Source organism: Vibrio sp. FF145 (assembly GCF_041439075.1).
In the GTDB taxonomy this organism is placed as follows: Bacteria; Pseudomonadota; Gammaproteobacteria; order Enterobacterales; family Vibrionaceae; genus Vibrio; species Vibrio tasmaniensis_A.
On the sequence record NZ_JBGONH010000085.1, the window covers coordinates 1 to 9,934 of the forward strand.

The 9,934-nt window shown below is 37.6% G+C and carries 11 protein-coding genes and 2 pseudogenes; 9 read left to right on the top strand and 4 right to left on the bottom strand.

Going from position 1 to position 9,934, the window contains the following annotated elements; all coding sequences use genetic code 11:
- On the bottom strand, positions 1-298 hold a 298-nt coding region (locus tag ACED42_RS20890), incomplete at its 3' end, for a transposase (protein ID WP_371703998.1).
- Positions 299-1,015: 717 nt separating this feature from the next.
- Here ACED42_RS20890 and tpx point away from each other — a divergent pair.
- The 7 genes from tpx to ACED42_RS20925 all read left to right on the top strand — a co-directional run bounded on the left by tpx (position 1,016) and on the right by ACED42_RS20925 (position 6,371).
- Positions 1,016-1,513 (top strand): thiol peroxidase, encoded by a 498-nt coding sequence (gene tpx, locus ACED42_RS20895; protein WP_017100137.1) that lies wholly within the window; start codon positions 1,016-1,018, stop codon positions 1,511-1,513.
- Between the two features lie 2 nt (positions 1,514-1,515).
- Positions 1,516-2,124, top strand: a complete 609-nt coding sequence (locus ACED42_RS20900) for a redoxin family protein (protein ID WP_017098654.1) — start codon at positions 1,516-1,518, stop codon at positions 2,122-2,124.
- 577 nt (positions 2,125-2,701) lie between these two features.
- Entirely contained in the window at positions 2,702-3,439 is a 738-nt protein-coding gene (locus ACED42_RS20905) for a helix-turn-helix domain-containing protein (RefSeq protein ID WP_241810843.1), read from the top strand.
- Positions 3,414-3,944, top strand: coding sequence for a hypothetical protein (locus tag ACED42_RS20910; protein WP_017098656.1), 531 nt, complete (start codon positions 3,414-3,416; stop codon positions 3,942-3,944). The genes ACED42_RS20905 and ACED42_RS20910 overlap by 26 nt, the downstream gene beginning before the upstream one ends.
- Positions 3,925-4,722: a winged helix-turn-helix domain-containing protein gene (locus tag ACED42_RS20915; protein WP_017098657.1), complete on the top strand. Its 798-nt coding sequence runs from the start codon at positions 3,925-3,927 to the stop codon at positions 4,720-4,722. The genes ACED42_RS20910 and ACED42_RS20915 overlap by 20 nt, the downstream gene beginning before the upstream one ends.
- Complete coding sequence (locus tag ACED42_RS20920; RefSeq protein WP_017098658.1) at positions 4,706-5,185, top strand: hypothetical protein; 480 nt, start codon at positions 4,706-4,708, stop codon at positions 5,183-5,185. The genes ACED42_RS20915 and ACED42_RS20920 overlap by 17 nt, the downstream gene beginning before the upstream one ends.
- 157 nt (positions 5,186-5,342) lie before the next feature.
- Positions 5,343-6,371: a GlxA family transcriptional regulator gene (locus ACED42_RS20925; protein WP_371704000.1), complete on the top strand. Its 1,029-nt coding sequence runs from the start codon at positions 5,343-5,345 to the stop codon at positions 6,369-6,371.
- A gap of 477 nt (positions 6,372-6,848) precedes the next feature.
- Here ACED42_RS20925 and ACED42_RS20930 read toward each other — a convergent pair whose 3' ends face one another.
- Complete coding sequence (locus ACED42_RS20930) at positions 6,849-7,106, bottom strand: hypothetical protein (protein ID WP_017098660.1); 258 nt, start codon at positions 7,104-7,106, stop codon at positions 6,849-6,851.
- The gene (locus ACED42_RS20935; protein WP_017098661.1) at positions 7,096-7,491 is read right to left on the bottom strand and encodes a hypothetical protein; all 396 of its coding nucleotides are present in this window, start codon (positions 7,489-7,491) and stop codon (positions 7,096-7,098) included. Before ACED42_RS20935 ends, ACED42_RS20930 begins: the two co-directional genes overlap by 11 nt.
- 376 nt (positions 7,492-7,867) lie before the next feature.
- On the opposite strand from ACED42_RS20935, the gene ACED42_RS20940 reads away from it, so the two are divergent.
- Complete coding sequence (locus ACED42_RS20940) at positions 7,868-9,373, top strand: aldehyde dehydrogenase family protein (protein ID WP_017098662.1); 1,506 nt, start codon at positions 7,868-7,870, stop codon at positions 9,371-9,373.
- A 193-nt stretch (positions 9,374-9,566) separates the two neighbouring features.
- Here ACED42_RS20940 and ACED42_RS20945 read toward each other — a convergent pair.
- Positions 9,567-9,701: pseudogene (locus tag ACED42_RS20945) on the bottom strand (transposase); the annotation flags it as partial.
- Between the two features lie 67 nt (positions 9,702-9,768).
- Between ACED42_RS20945 and ACED42_RS20950 the strand changes: the two are divergent.
- Positions 9,769-9,934 (top strand): annotated as a pseudogene (locus ACED42_RS20950) (transposase); the annotation flags it as partial.

Genomic DNA, 9,934 nt, shown 5'->3' on the forward strand with positions numbered 1-9,934 from the left:
ACACCTCGTGGATACTTCGGCGAGTTTGTTTCAGTAAATTCGGGAGTACTTCTCCATCTGTAACTTTCGATAGACTTAGCTCGGCTGCAATAATTTCATGAGTGTTTGTATCCACGGCAATATGAAGTTTTCGCCAGACTCTACGTTTGCCATCTGTCCCGTGTTTTTTGACTTTCCATTCACCTTCGCCATAAACCTTAAGGCCAGTCGCATCAATCCAAAAGGTCAAAGAACCGCGGTTAATGAGTGATTGGTTGTATTGCTTCCAGTTGGTTGTTTTGTAACGAGGTTTAGGCATAGGGCTACGAGAGGGAGTGAATGTAGCTGATCAGATCGTAGGTTTTAGGTTTAGTTCCAATGAATTACGCAACAAAGCCTTCCATTCATAATCATTGGCAGGAAGGCCTTCGCTAAGGTCTGAGTCGAAATATCGAGTAAAAATGCAAATGTTTTTTTCATTCCCCTGTGTTTCGATTGTCAGTTTTGTCTTTATTTTCAAAATTATATACAATAGGACTAGCGAGCGTGACTGCAAAATCGTGGTTATAGGATAGTTAGAAAATATGATAATGAATTTAATCTATGGTCTAATTTCATTGTAAATGTAAGAAGTCACGCTGTCTTTGAAAGTTGACCAACTAAAACAGCATGACTGGGGGTTCTTTGTTTAGGAATGAATACTAATTCCTGAATACAGCTCGCTCATCGTTAAAGAATCAAAAAACAACGTAAAAAATCACGTTCTTTCCCTATGAATAATATTTAATTTTCGAAAACACACCTAAATACGAACACTCTTCAGAAACTCCACAGAAAAAATTAAATTATACACCAACCAAGCCATTCAAATCGGACCAAAACAATGGGCATTTAGGACTTAACATCTTATTTATTAGAATCTTAAATAATAACAAATAGAATACAACACATCGGATTTGTTATTTATAAATATCAAATTACTATCTCGCCGCTCAATAATTTCTAACCAAAAAATAAACAATAAAAAGGTATTAACATGTCTATAACTTTTCAAGGTAACCCCGTTTCAATCTCAGGTCTATTTCCTAAACCTAATCAAGTAGCACCAAGTTTTACTCTCTGCGACAAAGAATTAAATAGCCTAACCTTAGAAAGCCTAAAAGGGAAAAATGTCTTATTAAATATTTTCCCTAGCATTGACACCCCAGTTTGTGCTGCAAGCGTTCGTACATTTAACGAGAAAGCCGCTAATTTAAACAATACAATCGTATTATGTGTTTCTGCTGATCTACCCTTTGCTATGAATCGTTTTTGTGGTGCAGAAGGCATTGATAATGTAACAACCGCTTCTTTCTTCAGAGAGTCATCATTCACTGAAAACTACGGTGTAAACTTAAATGAAGGTGCGCTTGAAGGATTAGCTGCGAGAGCTGTTATCGTTATCGGTCAAGATGGTATAGTCAAACATAGCGAATTGGTTTCTGAAATTACTACTGAACCAAACTATGAATCTGCGCTAGCGGTTTTATCATAATCATGCGTAAACTACTTATTGTTGCTGCCACCCTTTATTCAATAAACGCCTTCGCAAAGTTTGAAACTACTGAAGACGATGCTGGATTTGGAGAGACACAAGTCGTCACACTTGATAACACCACAAAGTTTGATCTGATTGGTACACCATTAGAAGTAGGCGATTTATTGCCTTCGGCTAAGATGTTGACTTCAGATTTAGAAAGCTATGATACTAGTGCGCAAAGTAAATCGATCAAAATTTATAGCATATTGACATCTGTTGATACACCTGTTTGTGTTCAACAAGCTATTGAGCTTTCTCAATACATAGAAAGCAACCATCACAAACTTCAAGACATTGAATTTTATGCAGTCAGTGCGGATACTCCTTTTACTCAACAGCGGTTCATTAGAGAGCATTCTCTTGACGGAGCGACATATCTTTCTGACTCTTCGGAACATAAGTTTGGCCTCAATACAGGAACTCAAATTAAGCAGTTAGGCTTACTTAGTCGAAGTATTATTGTAGTGGGTATGAATAACCAAGTCATTTATACCCAAAGAGTACCTGAACTTACAACTATCCCTAGTTTAGAACGAGCAGTGAAAGTTGCGTTAGAAAACCGCTAGACTCCGGAAATATATAAGGGGCATTAGCCTCTTATATATTAACCTAATTCCAATTATATAAATAACAATCAATAATGAAAACCATAAAAAAACAAAATATATTTATAGGGTTGTTAATCCTGGTATCATTAGGTGCTCTTAAACTAAAAGAATCATCTATATTAGAAGCATTAGTAGAAGAAATTTTAATTGAAAATTATATAATAAAATCAAAATACAACATGGCACTCCATCATTTCATTAAATAATATCAACTTAGTTACAACTGCCTCTCTCCAATAGTACACCGATGCAATCCCATAGATTAGTCAAGTAGAGTCGATATCATTATACATACGAACTCACAAGAGGAAGGCATCAACGCATCTCAATGAAACCAGACACATAAATGGAAGTAACTGTGCTGATTTAAGTATACCTTTCAAAGTTCTCGTTAAAAAACAAAGCAAAATTGCCCTCAACGCCTATAATCAATTCTTATTATAAACTCGAGTTCATACTATTTTACTAGTTGTTGTCTATTGAATAATTTGGTAAGTTTGTAATATTTCATTTAAAAACAACACCAAGTATAGGTATGCAGCTATCTATGTGGGATTTTAGACCTCATGAACACTCTCAACTTCGAAATAAAATATCAGGTGAAGAAAAGAGACTAACAAAAACAGAAAGCCAGTTATTATTGCTCTTACTGTCGAATAACCATCGAGTCGTAACTAAATCTGAAATTCACAAAAAAATTTGGCCGGGGAAATTTGTTTCAGATGCCAGTATCACACACGCCATTGCATCATTACGTTTAGCTTTGAATGATACAGTGGAAGCACAATGTATCATTCGAACCGTACCTAAAGCCGGTTACTTTGTCGCTTATAATAAAATAGCTCTAGTTTTAACTAACCAAGCCCAACCCGAGACTAGGCGACCTGATAAGGTAGTGGCTTTTAAGCTTAAATGTTCTTGGCAAGCTGGCGTAATAGTTTTATTAGTCAGCATGAACTGTTTACTGTTTTGGTTTTTGTTCATACCTTCACAAAGCGAACCTAAACTGAACATGTCAAGGTTGAACTCTCAAACTAACACCTTTACGATCAAGAACAACGATTTTCATAGTCAACAACTCTTAGAACAGCTGATTAGGCACCCTACTTTAAACAATGTGAATTTTTATATTGCTTCAAATAAAACTAGGATTTATGTAAGTTGCATTCACCAGAATGCATCATCACCTTACGGCCAAAGCATCAACTTTTCCATTGATGTTAAGCGCGCTATAGAGGGGATTAGCAATGATATTGTACAAAAATGCCAATAAACACTATTTGCTTAGCGTTGTCTTTTTACTTGCCTTGTTGCCTATTCAAATTTTTCTCAATGCATCGTTTATTCCTAGTTTTGCTCAAAACGTTAATACCCAAATAAGTAAAACAGTTCTGACTTACGGTGAGCAAATGGGAGATAAGAAATACAGAAAAATCGACTATCACTTAAAACCTTATCTATGGAACCGATTTCTATTAATGGCTTCTATCCATTTCGACAATGGAAAAAAACTGGACACACAATTTCTTATTACCTTTTGGCCGAAATCCATTTATTCCATAAAATATATAAATCAACTGGTTAACACTCCAGAAACAGAATATTTTGATTTACCAGAGCAACATGCGCTCTTTGATGGCGGCGAAGAAAATTTTCAAACTTTGTTAGAAACCTCCCACCAATATTGTTACATCCAACTGTCGAACAACTCAGTTCAATGTGTCAATATATCTGAAAATAAAGAAAAAATTGACGTCAATGACAAGAAAACAACATAGCATGTGGATATTTAATCCAACCCTTAGGCGCCAGCTAACTAACCAAAGTAATGGGGAGAGCAAAAAATTGCACTCTACAGATTGCAAAATTTTAGAGCTTTTATGTCAAAATCAAGGCGAAACCGTTTTAAAAAGTACCCTAATCGACGTGGCTTGGCCAGGGCGAGTCGTCTCGCAAGCTAGTTTAACTCAGTCTATAGCCCACCTACGTATAGCTTTAGGTGACAATGGCCGACAACAAAATATTATAAAAACAGTCCCAAAGCATGGTTATTTACTGGTAAGCAACATAATAAGCCTTGAGGTGCCAATAGTTCTTGAACAAAACAACTCATCAACACCTAGTTCAGAAATAATCCCAGACACTCTCCAACCTCAAGACCATGAGAAGACCAGTCTATCGGCCCATCTACAATACCTTCAAAGATTCATTCTATTGACTCTCTCACTGTTATTTTTAGTTAGTCTCACTTGGTTAACGCGGATCATATATTACAATAGCACCACAGATCGTATTCAATGGAACCAGCGTGAACATTTGGGCGTAACGTACTATTTTACTGATACTAAAAATGGAGATAAACGTTTCAATGACCTCAAAGGGAGATACTCAAGTGACTTACGTATGCTCTATATTTCTGAAAACCCTGAGCAACTCTATGTATCGTGTGTTTATCAACCTAATAATTTACATGAACACAACACAATGAATTTTAGTTTTTCCCGAGACTATTCAATCGAGCAAGTAAGAGAGGAAATTAATGAACAATGTCGGTAAAGCCATTATTTTTCTGGTCTTGGCAAATATACTCGTCATTACGTTTATCTCATGGATAAATACCCTTAATCATCCTCTATTCTTAGATGGTCGAAACAACATCATGTTATTTTCTCATGGTCGTACATATAAAAAATTTGAAGTCGACTCCTTCAAAGAAGTAATTACCGTAGATCATCTGTGGGGAGGAGTTCACGATGCGCATTGTAGCTTATTATCCGAAGGCGAAAACAAAGCCCTCAACATCTATTACTCCGTTTATTTCTGGGGTGCAGACCTCTTTTCGACAACCAACGCGCTACGTAGCGCAAACTACACTCCCTCAACAGAACTTGATTTCACTGAAGCACACTTGATTGAGAATTCATCGGAACAATTTTTCCAGACCTTATACCAAGATAAGTATATTTTCTGTTATTCCAGTTTATTGACCGGCAGTGTCCAGTGTATCACGGCCGATTAATTAGAGTAATCAATCTAAATCATCAACAGATTTAGTTATAACTAAACGTGTTGATTATAAACATGTAAATATCAATGACTTAATTTATTCATTTAAAATCAATCTAATGACGAGTAATTTAAATTTCGGATTTGTTTATTAGTGTTCTTAAGGGTTTATGGACATAGTACTAGCAAATAGGACATATTTGAGAAACGTAATACTCATGATCAGAAAAAGAGAACCTTTAAAGATTACTGCACTCTTGTTAGAAGGAAGCCCAATCACAGCAATTTCGGGACCAATCGAAATGCTGACAATTGCTTCAATGCAAGCAGGATTACCAGCGCCACTGGTCAGTTATGTATCAGTCACAGGGGGGCCGACTCAATTCTTAGGGGGGCTAACAATTAACAGTAGTACGCATTGGGAATCCGTCGAACATACCGACATTTTAATAATAGGTGCTTGTGGTGACATAAATAAGGGGTCTTATGTCTTACCCAAAGAGGTTAAATATTGGCTAAAAAAACAAATTACGCAGTGTGAATTTGTTCTCTCTTTATGTACGGGGACATTTCTTCTGGCTGAGCTTGGGGTTTTAAACAAACGAAGCGCAACTACACATTGGGTATATGCTGAAGATTTTCGAAATCAATTCCCCCAAGTAAAATTCAAACCACACTTGAAAATAACTCATGAAGACCGATATATTTGCACCTCCAGCATTAAAGAATACTTTGCTGCAACAATTTTGTTAATTGATGCTTTGTTAGGCACGGCCCAAAGAATTAAATGTGAACAGTACTTAGGAGGTGATGTTTCAAAAATTAAGCGAATTTGTTTAACGAGCTTTGCTCAATACCATCAACATAGCGACAGTTTGATTGATCGGTTACAAGAGTGGATGCACAATGAAGACCCAAGCAGGCTATCTGTCGCTATGTGTGCAGAGAAAAGTTTTTTGAGTGAAAGGCAAATGAAACGTCGCTTCAAAGCAGCAACTGGCGAATCTCCAATGAACTACATACAACGTATTAGAGTGGTATTAGCGAGAGACAAGCTGGACACTACCAGCTTAAACATAGAACAAATATCCCAGCAAGTTGGTTACAGTGACACAAACCATTTTAGATCGCTGTTTAAAAAATTTTACGACATGACGCCCACAGAATATCGCAAAACGACACAGGCTTGTGAGATTTAAGCACCTTAATTCTAACTGGACCTAAGCCCTTAGCTAAAAAGGGAGTTATTCACTTAGATTGAAATGATTAACCCAATAATAAAGCTGGTATCTCTCCGGCTTTGAGCTCCACAGCCTTCATCAATTCAACTTTAAGAAAGTTGATGTCTCTCCGCCTACGCTTGTATCTGCAAGCGTTCAACGACAAACCACAAGGGAAAGAAAAGCGAAACAAAAACAAAGTCGACTAATTTACCTGCAAGAAATAAACGATGACGATCTTGGTGAGTCAAATGCGTATTGATTATAAAATTCAGGGCGAGTAATCATGTGGATAAAAAGTGGCAACTAACATTCACTAGATACACTGTTAGCTCGTAAACCGTAAAAAGTTCAGCCTTAGGTTCAATCTGACAAACATCGCTTAAAAAATAATGACTGCCAGATTAGGCCCAAGCAACTACTTTTGATGTGACATTTTTGCCACTCAGACAAATACTATTGAGAGAGTTTTTCTAAGACAGGGGTTATGGACCGATGAAGCTCACTGGACTCATATGCACCAGCTAATAATTTACTCGGATAAGCAATTGAATGGCTTAATACCTCACCAATATTGTTAATATGAATACGCTTATCAGCCACACAAGCACTCAAACATGTTCTAATAAATTGTTGGGATGTATCAAGCTCAAGCAAGCGTGCGCATCGCAGCGCTTCTTTGGTTCTTTCATAAAGCATTTCTTCAGATAACACGATTTACCCCTTCTCCATTCAATAGCATAACAATATGAAACTCTTCGCTTTTCCTCATCGCAGCAAGGAAAAGGCTCTCTCTCATTTCTCTTTGAATTATATTGTCGCTAATTACATACTTCGTCAAAACGTCAATCGCTTGTTGCTCGTTAATGTCTTCCTGACTAACTATCGCTGACAAGACACTTTTCGATAGATTTGACGAAATATCAAAATTTAGTTCTTTTGCCTTTACAATCATCGCTTTTATAACTTTGTTTTTTTGAGCTCTGATAGTACATATCTTCAGCTCATGCTTATCAAATGCATATCCAATGTCATCTAACAGTTGGCTCAATTCTTGATACACTTTACATTCCTCTAGTTCATTGTTCTTGTTCCTCATATGTTAACGTTATATGTTTAAAATAAAACAGTGAAACCAATTGCACCAACAAAACAAACCAACCAAATATCATGTAGTTATAAAAATAACACCATTATTACGTCCATAAGATCAGATATATATGTCCTATTTGGTTACTATATTGGTAATGATAGCGATCTATTTACATTGATAGAACTAGCATATTAAAATGAAATTCATTAGAAAAAGACATATACCCTAAGCATTCAAGACTTTTAGTTTCACGGTTAACATATAAACCATTGATTTAGTATGGCTATTTTTATTCTAGCTTAACCTATGGTTGAAGTTGCTTATTTTATTTTTCATGTGCGGGTGGATAATAACGCACAGAATCTAAAAAAAGGAACTGAAAATGTTATATGCACAACCAGGAACTGAAAATTCGATTGTCGATTTCAAGCCGCAGTATCAAAACTTCATAGGAGGGGCATGGGTAGCACCGAAACATGGAAAATATTTTACTAATACCTCCCCAATCAACCATTCTGTAATTTGTGAAATTCCAGCTTCGACTCAAGAAGACATCGATTTGGCAGTTAATTTTGCGCACAATGCGAAAAATGACTGGGCTTCAACATCAGTCACTGAGCGTTCAAACATATTATTAAAGATAGCTGAGCGTATTGAGAACAACCTTGAGATGCTTGCTATTACTGAAACATGGGACAATGGGAAACCTATTCGCGAGACTCTCGCCGCTGATATTCCACTCGTTGTCGACCATTTCCGCTATTTTGCTGGATGCATTAGAGCTCAAGAAGGTTCCGCTGCGGAACTAGATTCACAAACCATGACCTACCACTTCCCAGAACCTGTTGGTGTTGTAGGACAAATTATCCCATGGAACTTCCCACTCTTAATGGCCGCTTGGAAGCTGGCACCCGCGCTGGCTGCTGGCTGCTGCGTAGTATTAAAACCAGCGGAACAAACTCCTGCATCAATCTTAGTATTGATGGAGCTCATCGAAGATCTAGTCCCTGCCGGTGTAATCAATGTCGTAAATGGCTATGGTTCAGAAGCAGGTCAAGCACTTGCTACACATAAAAAGATTGCTAAAGTAGCCTTTACTGGCTCTACAGAAGTTGGACAGCATATTCTGAAGTGTGCCGCTGAGAACCTAATTCCGTCAACAGTCGAGCTAGGTGGTAAATCTCCAAATATTTTTATGGCTGATATATTTGATCACGAAGACAGTTACCTTGATAAGTGTATCGAAGGTGTCTTGTTAGCTTTTTTCAATCAAGGTGAAGTCTGCACGTGTCCTTCTCGAGTTTTGATTCATGAATCAATTTACGATCGCTTCATTTCACGTTTGCAAACTCGCATGAAAACGATCCAACAAGGAAACCCACTCGATACCGACACACAAGTTGGTTCACAGGTGTCACAAGAGCAATTTGACAAAATTCGCAAATACATAGCTCTTGGTCATGAAGAAGGTGCCGAATTACTTATTGGTGGTAACAGCAATGAAGACAATGGTTACTTTGTCGAGCCTACCCTCTTCAAAGGAACTAACGATATGCGTATTTTCCAAGAAGAGATTTTTGGCCCAGTCGTTGCTGTTACTACATTTAAGGACACTGAAGAAGCTCTGGCAATCGCCAACGATACTGAGTATGGCTTAGGTGCTGGAGTATGGACACGTGACAACAATCTGATTTCACATATGGCGAAAAATATACAAGCTGGGCGAATTTGGGTTAACTGCTACCATGCTTACCCTGCTCACGCTGCGTTTGGCGGCTATAAAAAGTCCGGGATTGGTAGAGAAACACACAAAATGATGCTAGACCACTACCAGAACACCAAAAATATCATCGTTAGCCACAGTGTTAATCCTTTAGGCTTCTTTTAAAAATTAAGCTAATTGTCTGCCCGAAAACCTAATGGGCAGACAAACATTTGGTTCATTATATTTATGGTCTAAGCCATGCCCATTTCCTTGACCCCTTTACAATGCAAGACTGAAAAAATATCCGCCTTCTTAGAAGGCAATTTCGCTTTATCATCCCTAGAAAGGGGCTTCCGCGCTATCAATTCTTCAATAACTACAGTTGTTGCTCATACTCTATGTCCTGCTTATCTTGGTGTCGTACATATCGGCGAATGACTTTTTCATTCACACCGACCGTATCTACAAAATACCCTCTAGCCCAAAAGTGATTTCCCCATAGTCTCGGCTTTGTTGCGTAATTCATTGGAACTAAACCTACGATCTGATCAGCTACATTCACTCCCTCTTGTAGCCCTATACCTAAACCTCGTTATAAAACAACCAACTGGAAGCAAAATACAATCAATAACTCATTAACCGCGGTTCTTTGACCTTTTGGATTGATGAAGAAGCGATAAGTGGCTGGACGCAAAGCAAACAGAATAAGCGCGGGAGGCCACGTCGGTTCAGTGATTTAGCTAT